Annotated in this window: 12 protein-coding genes, 2 tRNA genes and 1 pseudogene; all 15 read right to left on the bottom strand. The window is 58.5% G+C overall.

The genetic code is table 11. The features are described from left to right. Positions 1 to 127: 127 nt before the first annotated feature. Positions 128 to 203: transfer RNA gene (locus tag LHU53_RS18780), tRNA-Phe, on the bottom strand. Between the two features lie 56 nt (positions 204 to 259). Next, positions 260 to 940 (bottom strand): response regulator, encoded by a 681-nt coding sequence (locus LHU53_RS18785; protein ID WP_227334314.1) that lies wholly within the window; start codon positions 938 to 940, stop codon positions 260 to 262. Positions 941 to 998: 58 nt separating this feature from the next. Then, positions 999 to 3,260 carry an ATP-binding protein gene (locus LHU53_RS18790; RefSeq protein ID WP_227334315.1) on the bottom strand — a complete coding sequence of 754 codons (2,262 nt, stop codon included), beginning with the start codon at positions 3,258 to 3,260 and terminating at the stop codon, positions 999 to 1,001. After that, positions 3,257 to 3,907: a DUF4390 domain-containing protein gene (locus LHU53_RS18795; RefSeq protein WP_227334316.1), complete on the bottom strand. Its 651-nt coding sequence runs from the start codon at positions 3,905 to 3,907 to the stop codon at positions 3,257 to 3,259. Before LHU53_RS18795 ends, LHU53_RS18790 begins: the two co-directional genes overlap by 4 nt. After that, positions 3,867 to 5,189 (bottom strand): 16S rRNA (cytosine(967)-C(5))-methyltransferase RsmB, encoded by a 1,323-nt coding sequence (gene rsmB / locus LHU53_RS18800; protein WP_227334317.1) that lies wholly within the window; start codon positions 5,187 to 5,189, stop codon positions 3,867 to 3,869. Before rsmB ends, LHU53_RS18795 begins: the two co-directional genes overlap by 41 nt. 77 nt (positions 5,190 to 5,266) lie before the next feature. Then, complete coding sequence (gene rpoC / locus LHU53_RS18805; RefSeq protein WP_227334318.1) at positions 5,267 to 9,481, bottom strand: DNA-directed RNA polymerase subunit beta'; 4,215 nt, start codon at positions 9,479 to 9,481, stop codon at positions 5,267 to 5,269. Positions 9,482 to 9,567: 86 nt separating this feature from the next. Beyond that, positions 9,568 to 13,680, bottom strand: coding sequence for a DNA-directed RNA polymerase subunit beta (rpoB, locus tag LHU53_RS18810; protein ID WP_227334319.1), 4,113 nt, complete (start codon positions 13,678 to 13,680; stop codon positions 9,568 to 9,570). A gap of 241 nt (positions 13,681 to 13,921) precedes the next feature. After that, complete coding sequence (rplL, locus tag LHU53_RS18815) at positions 13,922 to 14,296, bottom strand: 50S ribosomal protein L7/L12 (protein ID WP_227334320.1); 375 nt, start codon at positions 14,294 to 14,296, stop codon at positions 13,922 to 13,924. Positions 14,297 to 14,337: 41 nt separating this feature from the next. Beyond that, positions 14,338 to 14,871, bottom strand: a complete 534-nt coding sequence (gene rplJ, locus LHU53_RS18820; protein WP_227334321.1) for a 50S ribosomal protein L10 — start codon at positions 14,869 to 14,871, stop codon at positions 14,338 to 14,340. A 260-nt stretch (positions 14,872 to 15,131) separates the two neighbouring features. After that, entirely contained in the window at positions 15,132 to 15,827 is a 696-nt protein-coding gene (rplA, locus tag LHU53_RS18825) for a 50S ribosomal protein L1 (protein ID WP_227334322.1), read from the bottom strand. Then, on the bottom strand, positions 15,828 to 16,259 hold the full coding sequence (gene rplK, locus LHU53_RS18830) for a 50S ribosomal protein L11 (protein WP_075586130.1): 432 nt from the start codon (positions 16,257 to 16,259) through the stop codon (positions 15,828 to 15,830). 153 nt (positions 16,260 to 16,412) lie between these two features. Then, positions 16,413 to 17,021, bottom strand: a complete 609-nt coding sequence (gene nusG / locus LHU53_RS18835) for a transcription termination/antitermination protein NusG (RefSeq protein ID WP_227334325.1) — start codon at positions 17,019 to 17,021, stop codon at positions 16,413 to 16,415. Further along, positions 17,021 to 17,404 carry a preprotein translocase subunit SecE gene (secE, locus tag LHU53_RS18840; protein WP_227334323.1) on the bottom strand — a complete coding sequence of 128 codons (384 nt, stop codon included), beginning with the start codon at positions 17,402 to 17,404 and terminating at the stop codon, positions 17,021 to 17,023. Before secE ends, nusG begins: the two co-directional genes overlap by 1 nt. A 111-nt stretch (positions 17,405 to 17,515) precedes the next feature. Continuing rightward, positions 17,516 to 17,591, bottom strand: a tRNA-Trp gene (locus LHU53_RS18845). 8 nt (positions 17,592 to 17,599) lie between these two features. Continuing rightward, positions 17,600 to 17,726: pseudogene (gene tuf / locus LHU53_RS18850) on the bottom strand (elongation factor Tu); the annotation flags it as partial.

Raw genomic sequence — 17,726 nt, forward strand, 5'->3', positions numbered from 1 at the left:
GCAAAAGTTACTGCAAAAGCGTCTGGCTTTGACGGGATTTCAACGAAGCTTGCGGAAACAAAAAAGCCCTAAGTTGTTGAAAACATAGGGCTTTTTGGGATCCAACAAAATTTGTCGGAAAGTTAGGTGGTGGCCTGGGGCGGAATCGAACCACCGACACAAGGATTTTCAATCCTCTGCTCTACCGACTGAGCTACCGGGCCTGAGCGCAAGAGTATACCAGTCCTGGTGGGCACATCGGGTGCACCAGGACGATTTTTTAGCTGCGTTTGGTGCGCGCCAGGTTGACGCCAAGCTGTTTGAGCTTGCGATACAGGTGGGTGCGCTCCAGCCCGGTCTTTTCGGCCACCCGTGTCATGGAGCCATTTTCTTTGGCCAGATGAAATTCAAAGTAGGCCTTTTCATACTCGTCCCGGCCTTCGCGCAGCGGCTTGTCCAGCATGAAGCTCTGTGTTGTTTGTGGCCCTGAGTCGGTTGCCGTCAGGTGCGGCGAGTCAGCGATTTCACTGAGTTGCAGTACGCCTTCCACGCGCTGAGGCGCCAGGCTGGCCGGGGGGGCGGTGAGTTTGCGCAGCGAGCCTCGCGCCAGGCCCAGCTCCACGGCTTTGAGCAATTTTTGCAGCGTGATGGGTTTTTCCAGAAAGGCCAGCGCCCCGATGCGGGTGGCTTCGACGGCAGTGTCAATGGTGGCGTGGCCGCTCATCATGATCACGGGCATGGTGAGTGCGCCGGTGGCCGACCACTCCTTGAGCAAGGTCACGCCGTCGGTGTCGGGCATCCAGATGTCCAGCAACACCAGATCCGGGCGTTCGCGGTGCCGGGCAGCCCGCGCTTGGGCTGCGTTTTCAGCGACTTCAACGGTATGCCCTTCGTCGTTGAGGATTTCACACAACAAATCACGGATGCCCAACTCATCGTCCACCACCAAAATGTTTGCCATGTTGTGCTGCGTCCCTTTAATGTGTCTGAGCTTCGTGGGTCAAGGTGACCCGGTGTGTCTATGCACGTTCCATGCCGAATGATAGCGATACTTGTGCGCCCACCAGCAGGCCATCCTGCAGCCGATTGGTGATTTCGACCCGCGTGGCGTGTTCGTCTGCTATCTTTTTAACGACGGCCAAGCCCAGACCCGTGCCTTTGTCTTTGGTGGTGACATACGGCTCGAAGGCGCGTTTGAGGATGTTGTCCGGGAAACCCGTGCCGCAGTCCTGCACGGTCATGCGGATACGCTGCGCGCCGGGCAGCCACTGCGTTTTCAGGACCACCGGGTGCTCGGCGTCGGCCCGGCCCGCACTGGTGGTGGCGTCCTGGGCGTTTTGCAGCAGGTTGTGCAGGATCTGGCGCAGCTGCTGCGGGTCACCCTGGATGTTGGGGCAGGTCGGGTCGAGTTCGGTGACGATCGGCACTTGTTTGTGGTCTGCCGCGTACAGGTTGAGCACCTCAAGGACCAGGGCGTTCAGGTCAACGGATTTCAGTTCCGCTGCGGGCAGCCGGGCATAGTCGCGAAATTCGTTCACCAGTCGCTTCATGGCGTCCACCTGGTCGACGATGGTTTTGACGGATTTGGTCAGCAGGGCCTGCTCCGGTGCGCCGACCTTGCCGGTGAGCTTCATCTCCAACCGCTCAGCGGACAATTGAATGGGGGTGAGCGGGTTCTTGATTTCGTGGGCCAGCCGTCTGGCGACCTCACCCCAAGCCTGGGCACGTTGGGCCGAGATGATTTCCGAGATGTCATCAAACACCAGTAGCAACTGGTCGCCGGGCAACTCGGCACCACGGGCGATCAGGGTGATGACGTTGTGGCTGGGTCGTCCGGAGCCGTCGATACCAGGATTGCCCAGCTCGAACGATTGTTGCCAGTGGTCCAGGCTGCGTTCATGGCTTTGGGCCAGGAAGGTATCAAACTGCTGCTGGACATCTTCCCCAAAAGTTTGCAGACCGTCAATATCGGCCAGTCGTTTGCCTTCGTAGGCGGCCAGCGGGAGCTTCAGGATGCGGGTGGCGCCGGGGTTGGAGGAGGTGATCGTGCCATCAGTGCCGAGCACCATCACGCCAGCGGTCAAGTTGTCCAAAATAGTCTGCAGGTTGGCGCGCGCCGCGTCGGTTTGCGCCATGCTGGTCTGGACCGCCTGTCTGGCTTCCAGCAATTGTTGTGTCATGTCGGCAAACGACCGCGTCAGTCCATCCAGTTCGTCGTTGCCGCGCAGCGCCGTTTTGGGAGACAAGTCGCCGGCGGCCACTTCACGCACGCCATCGGCCAGCACCAGCAACGGCCGGGCGATTTGCGTGCCCAGCACCACCGCCAACAGAACGCCGCCAAAAACGGCCATGAACAGGCTCAGTGTCAGCGTGCCGATGTACATGCGACGCAAGCCGTCGCGTGCCAGGGCTCGTTCCTGGTACTCGCGGTTGGCCTGGGTGACGGCCAGCGCGTTGTCCACCAGCGTGGATGGCAGCGCTTTTCCGGCCAGCAGGTAGCGCGCCTCGCCCAGAGAGCCAAAACCGCTGCTGTTGACCAGCGCCAGCACCTTGATGCGTGCGCCGCCCGGTCCTTCCGCCATGCCATCGTCCAAGCCTTCGATCCAGGTGATGGCACGCTGGTCGCGTGCCGCGCGAAACTGCTGGGTGCTCGGTTTCTCCGGCGTGAGTTGATAACGCGACTGACCGGCTGCCGCCACAAGCCGTCCTGAGGCGCCCCAGAGTTGCAGGTCGTCGGCATCCATGGCCTCACGCGCCCGCTCCAGCGGCAGGGCCACCGTCACGTCGGGCCGGTCTGCCAGTTGGGTTGCGGCCGAGCGTGTCTTGCTGACCAGGTCGGTAGACAAAGCTTCCAGTGTGGTGCGACCTAGGTTCAGCCCGGCCTCCAAGGCACCTTCCACCTTGACGTCGAACCAACTCTCAATGGAGCGCGACACAAACTGGTAAGACACCACATAAATCAACACGCCCGGCGCAAACCCGGCCAGTGCAAACACCGCGGCCAGTTTCACCAGCAGGCGACTGCCGAATTTTTTCTGCCGAAGCCGCTTCAGCAGCCGATAGGCGACCCAGCCAATGGCCAGCAACAGCAAGCTGGCCACCACCACGTTGATGGCAAACAACAGGGTGTAATTGCGCTCGTACAGGTCACGGTTGCTGGTTGCCTGGGTCAGCAAAAAAAGGAGCACCAATCCCAGCGCCACGATGGCTGTCACGCCCAAACCAATGGCCCAGCGCAAGGCGCGGGATTTTTTTTGAGCGCTGGTGTTGGTGGGGCTCACCGGCTGGGCTCCATGTCCATCTCCTGGCTCAGCTTGACATCGATCAGCCAGTCGGATTGGCCCAATGTGCCGATCTGCAGCGGCCTGGGGAGTTGCGATGTGTCCAGCTCGAAGCTGAACTCCACGATGTGCTTGCGCTCAGGTTTCAGGTCCTGCTCGTCGGCAATCTTCCACCTGGACACCCGCCGGACCGCCGCCATGGCCTCGCCCAGCGAATCAAAATTCTGACCGAAGGTCAAACCCTGGGCGGCTTCAGCCAAATCGCCAGAGCCCATGTTCAGTCGCCAGCGCCGTGTCAGCGGGTGGTAGCTCAGGCGCATGCGCCGTTGCGTGGTGGTGATGGTTTTGTTGGCCCAATACCAACGGTCGCGTAACAAATCCGCCTGTGCGACGAAGTAAATGGGGATGCCTTTGTACAAGGCATCTTCCACCACCGCCGGCAGGTCAAACTGGAAGCGGGCAGACAGCAACAGCTTGCCTTCGGCGCGCTCCAGCGTCAAGGCCGGCGTGTTGCCCGGCTCAGGTGCGCCGGTGGCCGCCTCGGCCGCGCGTGCGTAGCCCGGCGCCAGGCACAGAAGTGCCGCCACCAGCAGCCAGGCCCACAGGCTAGGCTGCAGATTTTTCGAGGAGGGCGTAGTAAAAACCATCGTGGTCACCGACCGCATTGTCAGCCGGTGGCGTGACCTGCGCGTCGACCTGCGGCAACAAATGCCCCGGAGACGCCAACAGGGTGGCGTCACTGTGGCGCGCGAGAAACGCTGTCAGCTGTTGATCGCCCTCGGCCCGGAAGATCGAACAGGTGCAATACAACAAGCGGCCACCCGGTTTGACCAGCGGCCAAAGCCGTTGGAGCAGTCGCGCCTGAATCGCGGCCAGTTGGGCGATGTCGGTCGCGCGGCGCAGCCAGCGGATGTCCGGGTGCCTGCGCACAATGCCCGAGGCGGAGCAGGGCGCATCCAGCAAAATCGCATCAAACGGGGTGCCGTCCCACCAGGCTGCGACATCCGCCGCATCTGCGGCCAGCACGTGCGCCTGCAAGCCCAGGCGTTGTAATGTCTGGTGAATGCGCTCACAGCGTACCGGGTCCACATCCAGCGCGGTGACTTGCGCATCCGACAGTTCCAGCAGATGGGCGGTTTTGCCACCGGGGGCGGCACAGGCATCCAGTACCCGCAAGCCATCCGTTGCGCTGAGTCCAGCCAGCAACAGCGGTGCGGCCAGTTGGGCGGCGCTGTCCTGGACCGACACCCAACCCTCGGCAAAACCGGGCAACAGCCCAACGGCACAGGCCGAAACCAGCTGGACGCCGTAGGGCCCCACCACGTGACCGGCGATGCCTGCCGCGTGTAATTTCTCCAGATATTGCGATGGCGTGGCATGGCGGGCGTTGACCCGCAGCACCATCGGCGCGTGTTGGTCGGCTGCTGCCAGCAGGGTGGACCAATGGTGGGGCCAATCGGCTTGGACCTGTTTGACCCACCAGGCGGGGTGGTTCCAGCGCGCAACGGTGTCGTCGTCCGTTTGCCGGACCAAGACCTCGCGTTCGCGCAAAAAGCGCCGCAGACAGGCGTTCACAAACGCGGCTTGCGGCTTGATGGCAGGGGTTCTTTTGGCCGTTTCCACCGCCTGATTGACCAGCGTGTGGGCGTCGTACGACGCGTCCTGCGCGCGCCACAGCAGCGCCAATGCGGTGCACAGCAGCGCATCCACCAGCGGTGGCGGGTTGCGCGGTGCCAGCAGCTTGCGCAACGCCTGAGCTCGCCCGAGGGATCGCAACACCTCGAACGTCAGGGCTTGAACGCCTGGCCGCAGGGCAGGGGAGAGCGCCGCGAGCGCGGCTGTGGCGGACTGGCCTTGACGGATCGCCTGCAGGACGTGTGTGCTGGTCTGCAGTTGACGCCACAAGGGCAAGCGCTGGTCTTCATTCATGGAAAAGTCATCATAAAAAAGCGCCTCACGCCCTGATGGAAGGGACGTGAGGCGCTCTATTTTAAGGAGCTATCGGCTTATTCAGTCGCAGCACCTTCACCCAGCTCGGCTTCGCTCTCACCGGCCAGTTCGGCAGCTTCGGCTTCAGCGATGGCGCGGCGTTCGGCGTCGTCCATGTTTTCCCGCACCGAGCGGGCTTCGTGGTAGGCCATACCGGTACCTGCTGGAATCAGGCGGCCCACAATCACGTTTTCCTTCAGGCCGCGCAACTCGTCGCGTTTGCCCATGATGGCCGCTTCGGTCAACACGCGGGTGGTTTCCTGGAAGGAAGCCGCAGAGATGAACGAGTCGGTGGACAAAGAGGCCTTGGTGATACCCAGCAACAGGTTGGTGTAGGTTGCGGGCACTTTGCCCTCGGCACGCAAGGCGTCGTTGGTGTTGAGCATTTCAGAGCGTTCGACTTGCTCACCCACGATGTAGGTGGAGTCACCTGCGCTCTCGACCACCACACGGCGCAGCATCTGACGCACGATCACTTCAATGTGTTTGTCGTTGATCTTCACACCTTGCAAACGGTACACGTCCTGCACTTCGTCCACGATGTAGCGCGCCAGTTCTTCTGCACCCAGCAGGCGCAAGATGTCTTGTGGGTCAGCCGGGCCGTCCACCACGGACTCGCCCTTGTTGACGATCTGACCTTCGTGCACCAGGATGTTCTTTTCCTTGGGCACGAGTTCTTCCCAGACCTTGCCTTCGGGGTCGGTGATCTGCAGGCGGATCTTGCCCTTGGTTTCCTTGCCGAAAGAAATGGTACCGGTCATCTCGGCCAGCACACCCTTGTCTTTGGGTGAACGGGCTTCGAACAACTCAGCCACACGCGGCAGACCGCCGGTAATGTCGCGGGTTTTCTGACCTTCGACCGGGATACGTGCCAGCACTTCGCCGGGGCCCACGTCCTGACCGTCGCGCACTTGCACCAGGGCACCAATCGGGAAACCGATGGTCACCGAGTGGTCGGTGCCGGGGATCTTGACCTCGTTGCCGTTGGCGTCGATCAGCTTGACCTGCGGACGCACCACCTTGGCGGAACCACGGCGTTTCGGGTCGATCACCACCAGGGTGGACAAACCGGTCACTTCGTCGACCTGCTTGGCCACCGTCAGACCTTCTTCCACGTTCTCGAAGTGCGCTTTACCAGCGAACTCGGTGATGATGGGGCGGGTCAACGGGTCCCAGTTGGCCAGGATCGTGCCAGCCTTGATGGTCTGGTCGGCTTTGATGGTCAAGACGGCACCGTAAGGCACTTTATGACGCTCGCGCTCACGGCCATGTTCGTCCTGGATGATGATCTCGCCGGAACGGGAAATCACCACCAGTTCACCCTTGCCATTGGTCACATAACGCATGGTGGCGTTGAAACCGATGTTGCCGTTGGACTTGGCTTCCACGCTGGAGGCGATGGCCGCACGTGATGCGGCGCCACCGATGTGGAAGGTCCGCATGGTCAGCTGGGTACCGGGTTCACCGATGGACTGCGCCGCAATCACACCCACGGCCTCACCACCATTGACCAGACCGCCACGGCCCAGGTCGCGACCATAACAACGGGCGCAGATGCCAAAACGGGTTTCGCAGGTCAGGGCGGTGCGCACCTTCACTTCGTCCACGCCAGCGGCTTCCAGGGTCTCGATCATGTCTTCATCGAGCATGGTGCCCGCCGGTGCCAGCACCGAGCGGTTTTCCGGATGCAGGATGTCGTCGGCAGCGGTGCGGCCCAGGATACGGTCACGCAAGGACTCGATGGTTTCACCACCTTCAACAATGGCGCGCATCAGATATCCGTTGTGCGTGCCGCAATCCTGCTCGGTCACCACCAGATCCTGGGTCACGTCCACCAGACGACGGGTCAGGTAACCCGAGTTGGCGGTTTTCAAGGCGGTATCGGCCAGACCTTTACGCGCACCGTGGGTGGAGATGAAGTACTCCAGCACGTTCAGACCTTCGCGGAAGTTCGCGGTAATCGGTGTTTCAATGATCGAGCCGTCAGGCTTGGCCATCAAACCGCGCATACCGGCCACCTGGCGAATCTGTGCGGCAGAGCCGCGGGCGCCAGAGTCGGCCATCATGTAGATGGAGTTGAACGACTCTTGCGGCACCTTGTTGCCATGGCGGTCGATGACGGTCTCTTTCGAGAGCTGACCCATCATCACTTTGGACACTTCGTCACCAGCCTTGCCCCAGATGTCCACCACCTTGTTGTAGCGCTCACCGGCGGTCACCAGACCGGAGGTGTATTGGGTGGCGATCTCTTTGACTTCGGCTTCGGCACGTTCGATGATGCCGGGCTTCTCGGTGGGCACCAACATGTCTTCGATCGAGATCGAGATACCGGCGCGGGTCGCCAGACGGAAGCCGTATTGCAACAGCTTGTCGGCAAAAATCACCGTGTCTTTCAAGCCGCACTTGCGGAACGAGGCATTGATCAGGCGCGAAATTTCTTTCTTCTTCAGCGCCTTGTTGATGAACTCGAACGGCAGGCCCTTGGGCAGGATTTCAGAGAGCAGGGCGCGGCCCGCCGTGGTTTCCCACAGCTTGGTCGACGGGGTCAGCTCGCCGGTTTCCTTGTTCTTGGTGTACTCGGTCAGGCGCACGTTGATGCGGGCGCTCATCTCGACTTCACCCGCGTCAAAAGCGCGCTGGACTTCGCTCACGTCCGAGAAAATCAGGCCCTCACCCTTGCCGTTGATGCGGTCACGGGTGGTGTAGTACAGGCCCAGCACAACGTCTTGAGACGGCACGATGCTTGGTTCGCCATTGGACGGGAACAGCACGTTGTTGGAGGCCAGCATCAGGGTGCGGGCTTCCATCTGTGCTTCGACCGACAGGGGGATGTGAACCGCCATCTGGTCGCCGTCAAAGTCGGCGTTGAACGCGGCGCAAACCAGCGGGTGCAGCTGGATCGCTTTGCCTTCGATCAGGATCGGCTCAAACGCCTGAATGCCCAAACGGTGCAGGGTAGGTGCACGGTTCAGCATCACCGGATGTTCTTTGATGACCTCTTCCAGGATGTCCCACACCACTGGCGTGCCGGTTTCGACTTCCTTCTTGGCCGCCTTGATGGTGGTGGCGATGCCCATGGCTTCCAGGCGGGCGAAGATGAAGGGCTTGAACAGTTCCAAGGCCATCAACTTCGGCAGACCGCACTGGTGCAGCTTGAGGGTGGGGCCCACCACAATGACCGAACGGCCCGAGTAGTCGACGCGTTTACCCAGCAAGTTCTGACGGAAACGACCGCCTTTGCCCTTGATCATGTCAGCCAGGGATTTCAACGCACGTTTGTTGGCGCCGGTCATGGCTTTGCCGCGACGGCCGTTGTCCAGCAAGCTGTCCACCGACTCTTGCAGCATGCGCTTTTCATTGCGTGCAATGATTTCCGGCGCCTTGAGTTCCAACAAACGGCGCAGACGGCTGTTGCGGTTGATCACGCGGCGGTACAGGTCGTTCAAATCAGACGTGGCGAAACGGCCACCGTCGAGCGGAACCAGCGGGCGCAGGTCGGGTGGCAGCACCGGCAGCACGTCCAGCACCATCCACTCAGGCTTGATGCCGGATTTTTTGAACGCTTCGAGCAGCTTGAGGCGCTTGGTGTTCTTCTTGATCTTGAGTTCCGAGCCGCTCGGGTCGTTGCGCAGCTTCTCGATTTCGCTTTCGATATCGAGGTTTTGCAGCAGTTCCTTGACGCCTTCAGCACCCATCTTGGCCTGGAATTCGTCGCCGTATTCCTTGAACTTGGCGTCGAAGTCGTCCTCACTCATGATGCTGAATTTCTTCAGCGGGGTCATGCCGGGGTCGGTCACCACGTATGCTTCAAAGTACAACACGCGTTCGATGTCACGCAGGGTCATGTCCAGCACCAAGCCCAAACGGCTGGGCAGGGACTTCAGGAACCAGATGTGGGCGCAGGGTGCGGCCAGATCGATGTGACCCATGCGTTCACGACGCACCTTGGTCTGGGTGACTTCAACGCCGCACTTTTCACAGATCACACCGCGGTGTTTCAGACGCTTGTATTTGCCGCACAGGCATTCGTAGTCTTTGATGGGGCCAAAAATCTTGGCGCAGAACAGACCATCACGCTCAGGCTTGAAAGTACGGTAGTTGATGGTTTCGGGTTTCTTCACCTCGCCAAAAGACCACGAGCGGATCTTCTCTGGTGAGGCCATGCCAATCTTGATGGCATCGAAGTGTTCGTCGGGCGTGAATTGCTTGAACAGGTCGAGTAATGATTTCATGAGACAAATTCCTTTTAATCAGTGGAAGGCAGCATCCGCTCGCAGAGCGAAGCGGAGGCCGCCCAGCAATACTTTTCGCTATTCAATTAAGAGCGTTCAAGCTCAATATCCAGGCCCAAGGAACGAATTTCCTTGACCAGCACGTTGAACGACTCGGGCATGCCTGCTTCGATCGAGTGTTCACCCTTGACGATGCTCTCATAGACCTTGGTACGACCCTGCACGTCATCTGACTTGACCGTCAGCATTTCCTGCAAGGTGTAAGACGCGCCGTAAGCTTCCAGTGCCCACACTTCCATTTCACCGAAGCGCTGACCACCAAACTGGGCTTTACCACCCAGGGGTTGTTGCGTGACCAAGCTGTACGGACCAGTCGAGCGGGCGTGCATCTTGTCATCCACCAAGTGGTGCAGCTTCAGGTAATGCATGTAGCCCACTGTGGTGGGGCGCTCAAAGCGGTCACCGGTGCGGCCGTCGTACAGGTAAGCCTGGGTACGGGTCTCGGTCAAGCCCTTGAGCTTGGCAATGTCGTCCGGGAAGGCCAGCTTCAACATGGCTCGGATTTCGTCTTCCGTTGCACCGTCGAACACGGGTGTCGCGAATGGCATACCGGTGGTGAGGTTCTGCGCCATCTCCAGCAACTGGTCGTCGTTGAGTTGGCTCAGGTCTTCCTTGCGGCCGGTTGTGTTGTAGATCTCTTCGAGGAACGTGCGCAGTTCGGCCACACGGGACTCGGCTTGCAACATGTCACCAATGCGCTGACCAATGCCCTTGCCTGCCCAACCCAAGTGAACTTCCAACACCTGGCCCACGTTCATCCGTGACGGCACACCCAACGGGTTCAGCACGATGTCACACGGGGTGCCATCGGCCATGTGCGGCATGTCTTCCACCGGGACGATCTTCGAGACCACACCCTTATTACCGTGACGGCCGGCCATCTTGTCACCTGGTTGCAGGTGGCGTTTGACCGCCACATACACCTTGACCATCTTCAACACACCTGCGGGCAAATCGTCGCCCTGGGTGAGTTTTTTGCGTTTTTCTTCAAAAGCCAGGTCAAAACTGTGGCGGGTTTGTTCGTTGGAGTTCTTGATGCTCTCCAGTTGCACCGACACATCATCTTCTGCCGGACGGATGTCAAACCAGTGGTAACGGTCCACCGAGGCCAAGTACGCTTTGTCGATCTTGGTGCCTTTGGCCAGCTTTTGCGGGCCGCCATTGGCGACTCTGCCAACCAGCAGCTTCTCAATCCGGTCAAACGCATCGTTTTCCACAATCCGCAACTGATCGTTCAAGTCCAGACGGAAGCGTTTCAGCTCGTCGTCAATGATCTGCTGGGCACGACGGTCGCGCACAATGCCTTCACGGGTGAAGACTTGCACGTCGATCACGGTGCCTTGCGAACCCTGGTCCACACGCAGCGAGGTGTCTTTCACATCGCTGGCTTTTTCGCCGAAGATGGCGCGCAGCAGCTTTTCTTCAGGCGTCAGCGTGGTTTCACCCTTGGGTGTGACCTTGCCCACCAGCACATCGCCAGGTTGCACTTCAGCACCCACGTAGATGATGCCGGATTCGTCCAGACGGTTGAGCTGTTGCTCACTCAGGTTAGGGATGTCGCGTGTGATTTCTTCGGCACCCAGCTTGGTGTCGCGCGCCATGACCACGAGTTCTTCGATGTGGATCGAGGTGTAACGGTCTTCAGCCACCACACGTTCGCTGATCAAGATCGAATCTTCGAAGTTGTAACCGTTCCAGGTCATGAAGCCGATCAGCATGTTCTGACCCAGCGCCAACTCACCCAGATCGGTGGAGGCACCATCCGCAATCACGTCACCCTTGGCCAGCCGGTCGCCCTTTTTCACAATCGGACGTTGGTGGATGTTGGTGTTCTGGTTGGAACGTTGGTACTTGATCAGGTTGTAGATGTCGACACCAACTTCGCCAGCTTGTGCTTCGGCGTCATTGACACGCACCACCACACGGGTTGCGTCGACATAGTCCACCACACCACCACGGGTTGCCGTGACGACGGTGCCCGAGTCAATGGCGGCCACGCGTTCGATACCGGTACCCACCATGGGTTTTTCCGGACGCAGCACCGGCACGGCCTGACGCGACATGTTGGCGCCCATCAAGGCGCGGTTCGCATCATCGTGCTCAAGGAACGGCACCAATGAAGCGGCCACCGAGACGATCTGTGCGGGCGACACGTCCATGTACTGCACACGTTCGGCACCCACCAAAATGGATTCACCGGCTTCCCGTGCCGAAATCAGGTCACCCGAGAGGCGACCTTCTTTGTCCAGCGCGGCGTTGGCCTGGGCGATCACGTATTTACCTTCTTCGATGGCCGACAGGTAATCAATGTCCATCGTCACCTTGCCATCCACCACGCGGCGATACGGCGTCTCGATGAAACCGTATTCGTTCAAGCGCGCATACAGGGCCAGCGAGTTGATCAGACCGATGTTCGGGCCTTCGGGCGTTTCAATCGGGCACACACGGCCGTAATGGGTCACGTGCACGTCACGCACTTCAAAGCCTGCGCGCTCACGGGTCAAACCGCCTGGGCCAAGTGCCGAGACACGGCGCTTGTGGGTGATTTCCGACAACGGGTTGGTCTGGTCCATGAACTGGGACAGCTGCGACGCACCGAAGAATTCTTTGAGGGCGGCAGAAATCGGCTTGCTGTTGATCAGGTCGTGGGGCATCAGCGGCTCTTGCTCGGCCTGTCCCAGACGTTCTTTCACGGCCTTCTCAATACGGGCCAGGCCCATTCGGTACTGGTTTTCGGCCAACTCACCCACACAACGCACACGGCGGTTACCCAAGTGGTCGATATCGTCCACTTCGCCATGGCCGTTACGCAAGTCGACCAGGATCTTGACCACAGCCAAAATGTCTTCGTTGGTCAGCACCATCGGGCCGGTGGATTCCGGGCGGCCCATCTTGGCATTGAACTTCATCCGGCCCACGCGCGACAGGTCGTAGGTGTCGGGGTTGTAGAACAGGCGCTGGAACAGCGCTTGCACAGCATCTTCCGTCGGCGGCTCGCCAGGGCGCATCATGCGGTAGATGGCGACGCGGGCAGCAAACTCGTCAACGGTTTCATCCGTGCGCAGGGTTTGCGAGATGTAGGCGCCTTGGTCCAGCTCGTTGGTGTAGATGCAAGCCAGATCCTGCACACCCGAGGTGCGCAGTTTTTTCAGCAAGGCTTCAGTCAATTCTTCATTGGCTTTGGCCAAGATTTCGCCGGTATCGCCGTCCACCACGTTGCGGGCGACCACGCGGCCGATCAGGAAGTCTTCCGGCACCGACACATGGGTGGTTTCGCTCTGTTCCATCTCACGCGTGTGGCGCGCGGTGATGCGTTTGTCTTTGGCCACCACCACTTTGCCGTTCTTGTCGGTGATGTCAAAACGAGCGATTTCGCCACGCAGACGCTCAGCTACAAATTCCATTTGGGCGCCGCTGTCCATCAGGCGGAAGTTGTCGTTGACAAAGAAGTTGGCCAGGATGGACTCGTGGTTCAGGCCAATAGCTTTGAGCAGAATCGTGACCGGCATCTTGCGGCGACGGTCAACACGGAAGTACAGGATGTCTTTCGGGTCAAACTCAAAGTCCAGCCAGGAACCACGGTAGGGAATGATGCGTGCCGAGAACAACAACTTGCCCGAGCTGTGGGTCTTGCCCTTGTCATGTTCAAAAAACACACCGGGTGAACGGTGCAGCTGCGACACGATGACACGCTCGGTGCCGTTGATCACAAACGAGCCTTTTTCGGTCATCAAGGGCACTTCGCCCATGTAAACCTCTTGCTCTTTGACCTCTTTGACCACCTTGTTCTGGGTGGTGGAAGACTCGCGGTCATAAATGATCAGTTGCACCTTGGCGCGTACGGCTGAGGCGTAGGTCAGACCACGGGTCTGACACTCACGCACGTCAAACGCCGGCTTGGCCAGGTTGTATTCGAGATATTTCATCTCGACAAAACCGTTGTGTGAAACGATCGGGAAGGCGGAACTGAACGCGGCTTGCAGGCCCTCGGTCGAACGCTTTTTGGGCGCTACATCGGATTGGAGAAACGCGGTGTAGGCGTCTTTTTGCATCTGCAACAGGTAAGGAATTTCCAGCACGCTGTCGCGATTGCCGAAATTTTTACGAATTCGTTTGCGTTCGGTGTATGAGTAAGCCATGAGATCTCCGGGCAACTGAGGAACCTGGTGGGTCCTGGACGACTTTTTTCTTGGTGATTGGCCGCTACCAATCTATGGCGGACAGTCGCACATTGCATGCAACCCGAACCAAGGCATCTTCTTCTGTCGGGGGTGAGAAGACACTGAAAAACGTTCAATTCCAACGTTTTGCGGTGTGTTCTTTAGAAACACCAAAGGCTGGAGGCCTTTGACAGCACTCCAGCCCTTTGATCTGGCTCAATTACTTGAGTTCAGCCTTGGCACCAGCGTCAACCAGTTTCTTCAAGGCAGCATCAGCATCAGCCTTGGACACGCCTTCCTTGACGTTCTTCGGTGCGCCGTCCACCAAGTCCTTGGCTTCCTTGAGGCCCAGGCCGGTGATTTCGCGCACAGCCTTGATGACCGACACCTTTTGAGCGCCTGCATCCAGCAGAACCACGTTGAATTCGGTCTTTTCTTCGGCCACAGCAGCAGCTGCACCGCCACCAGCAGCCGGAGCTGCCATAGCAGCAGCGCTCACGCCAAATTTCTCTTCGATGGCTTTCACCAGGTCGTTGAGTTCCATGACCGTCATGCTGTCCAGCGCGGTCAAAAATGCGTCTTTATCGAATGCCATTTTGATTTCCTAACAATATTGATTTGAATAACTGCCAGCGGTCAGGCTGCAGCTGCTTCTGCGGGTACGTCCGCAGGTGCTTCTGCACCGCCACCACGTTGCTCTGCCAAGGCCGCCAACACACGCGCGGTGCGCGAGATCGGGGACTGCATCAAGCCCAGCAATTGCGCCAGCAACACTTCCTTGGAGGGAATGCTGGCCAACTGCTTCACGCCCTCGACATCCAGAGCTTTGCCGCCGTATGCACCACCGCGAATCACCAACTTGGTGTTGGTTTTCGCGAAATCAGCCACCACTTTCGCGGCAGCGACTGCATCTTCGGAAAAGCCGTAGATCAACGGACCGGTCATCTGGGCAGACACAACTTCAAAGCCGCTACCCGCCACAGCACGACGGGCCAAGGTGTTTTTCAACACACTCAGGCTCACGCCGTTGCTGCGCGCGGTGGAGCGCAATTTGGTCATGTCGGCCACCGTGATACCCCGGTATTCCGCCATCACGAGCGTTTGAGCTTTAGCGGCGAGGCCAGTCACATCACTGATGACCGCTTCTTTCTCACTGCGATTTAGACTCAAGGTCAACTCCTTCTATATGTGTCTTTTGGCAGCCCTTGTATTGCCACCTCTGGACACGCCATGTTTCAGCGACCAACTGTTAAGAAACCCTTTAATTCTTTGGCAGCGGGGTCGCCATCTGCGTTGGCGCTTGTTTCATTAAGTACATGTTCTGTCAAACAGCGTCTGTACACCAACGGTCTTGGATGGCCTGCTGGCACCTTGCAGCGCCAGCAACCCACCACGTCAGGCACTCTTTTCAGAGCACCCAATTCTTTGCATCAAGCCGTGATGGTTTGCAGATCGACGCGAACGCCGACACCCATCGTGCTCGACACGGCGACTTTGCGCAAATACAGACCCTTGCTGGTCGCGGGCTTGGCCTTGACCAAAGCGTCTACCAGCGCGGCCAAATTGCCTTGCAGCTTGTCGTTATCAAACGAACGCCGGCCAATCGTGCCGTGCACAATACCGGCCTTGTCAACGCGGAACTGCACCTGACCGGCCTTGGCATTGCGAACCGCAGTGGCCACGTCAGGGGTCACGGTGCCAACCTTCGGGTTAGGCATCAAACCACGTGGGCCGAGGATCTGACCCAAGGTGCCGACAACGCGCATCGCATCAGGAGCAGCAATCACCACATCAAAAGGCATGTCACCCGCCTTGACCATGGCAGCCAGATCATCCATGCCGACGATGTCAGCGCCAGCGGCCTTGGCTTCTTCAGCCTTGGCGCCCTGGGCGAACACGGCCACGCGTTTGGTCTTGCCGGTGCCATTGGGCAACACGACGGCGCCGCGCACCACTTGGTCTGACTTCTTGGCATCGATGCCGAGCTGCACCGCCACGTCGATCGATTCGTCAAACTTGGCGTTGGCACATTCTTTCACCAGGCCGAGCGCGTCGCCCAGTGCGTACAGCTTGCCGCTGTCGACTTTGCCTTCGAAGGACTTTTGTTTTTTGGTCAAGCGAGACATTTACACACCCTCCACATTCACGCCCATCGAGCGGGCAGAACCAGCGATGGTCCGCACAGCTGCATCCATATCGGCAGCGGTGAGGTCTTTCATCTTGGTTTTGGCGATTTCTTCGAGCTGGGCACGCGTGATCTTGCCGACCTTGGTCTTGAGTGCGTTGGCCGAGCCCTTGTCGATCTTGACCGCTTTCTTGATCAGGATGGTTGATGGCGGCGACTTGATGACAAACGTGAAACTTTTGTCAGCAAAGGCGGTGATCACCACGGGCAGAGGCAGGCCGGGCTCGATACCTTGGGTCTGCGCATTGAATGCCTTGCAGAACTCCATGATGTTCAAGCCGCGCTGACCCAATGCCGGGCCAATGGGGGGGGATGGATTGGCTTTGCCTGCTGGGACTTGCAGTTTGACAAAACCGACGATTTTTTTCGCCATGCTTTACTCCTGTCGGGTGCTAACGCCATGGTTTGTCGACAACAAACGCTGGCTCCCCGGAATTAACGACTCACTTCAAACCATTCGCGCCGAGTCGGAAAGCGCGAACAACGATATTGACCATAGCGCCGTAATGGCGCCATGGTCAAAAAATCAGGTTTTCTCGACTTGAGAGAATTCGAGTTCGACCGGGGTGGAGCGACCAAAAATAGTGACCGCTACACGCACCTTGCTCTTGTCGTAGTTGACTTCTTCGACCGATCCGTTGAAGTCAGCAAACGGACCTTCCTTGACGCGAACGAATTCACCCACGACAAACTCGACTTTGTGACGCGGCTTCTCGGTGCCTTCCTGCATCTGGCTGACGATCTTCATCACTTCAGCTTCCGAAATGGGCGAAGGACGTGTTTTGCCGCCACCCACAAAACCGGTCACCTTGTTGGTGTGTTTCACCAAGTGCCAGGTGTCGTCGTCCATCACCATTTCAACTAGCACATAACCAGGGAAGAACTTGCGCTCAGTGGTTTTTTTCTGACCGTTCTTGATCTCAACCACTTCCTCCATGGGAACCAGAATGCGACCAAATTTGGACTGCATGCCCGCGCGGTTGATGCGCTCCAGAATATTGCGCTCAACGGCCTTTTCCATGCCGGAATACGCGTGAACGACGTACCACCGCAAATCCGGGTTGATCGGTGCCGCAGCCAAGGTCTGGGCTGCAGTCGGCGTGCCCGAGGAGGAGTCTGCTACCACATCGTTCATTATTTTTTCCATCCAAGAATCAGGTCGTAAAACACCCACTCAAGCGTTTTGTCTGTCAACCACAAAAAGAGCGCCATGACAAACACAAACCCGAATACATACAAAGTCATCTGAATGGCTTCACGACGTGCTGGCCAGACAACTTTTTTCATTTCGCGCACAGCGTCTTGGCCGAAAGCGGTCAACGCTTTGCCTGACTCGGAGGTCAAAAAGACAACCACAGCGATTGCCAAGCACACCAGAAGGCCTAGCCACTGGAACAACGGGCCTTGTTTGCTTAACGCATAGTAGGCAACCAGTGACAAAATCACCATGACAGCAGTGCCAGCCAGTTTGGCCTTGTCTGCGGTGGTGTTGACGGTTTGAACTTGAGGAGTAGCCATTGTCAGTTGATGTCGCGCTTGTTAATCAGCCGAATTGAAAAGCGCTTTCCAGACGCGCAAGCCCGCCGTTTTCACAGCGGGCTTAGTGAACCACCTCTTGATCGAATCAGGTGGCAGGGGCAGTAGGAATCGAACCTACAACCTTCGGTTTTGGAGACCGACGCTCTGCCAATTGAGCTATGCCCCTACGGATATTTAAGCAAGAATCTTGGCAACCACACCAGCGCCAACGGTCTTGCCGCCTTCACGGATCGCAAAGCGCAGACCTTCTTCCATGGCGATGGGGGCAATCAGCTTGACGGTGATCGACACGTTGTCACCA

Source organism: Rhodoferax sp. U2-2l, from assembly GCF_020594515.1.
In the GTDB taxonomy this organism is placed as follows: domain Bacteria; phylum Pseudomonadota; class Gammaproteobacteria; order Burkholderiales; family Burkholderiaceae_C; genus Rhodoferax.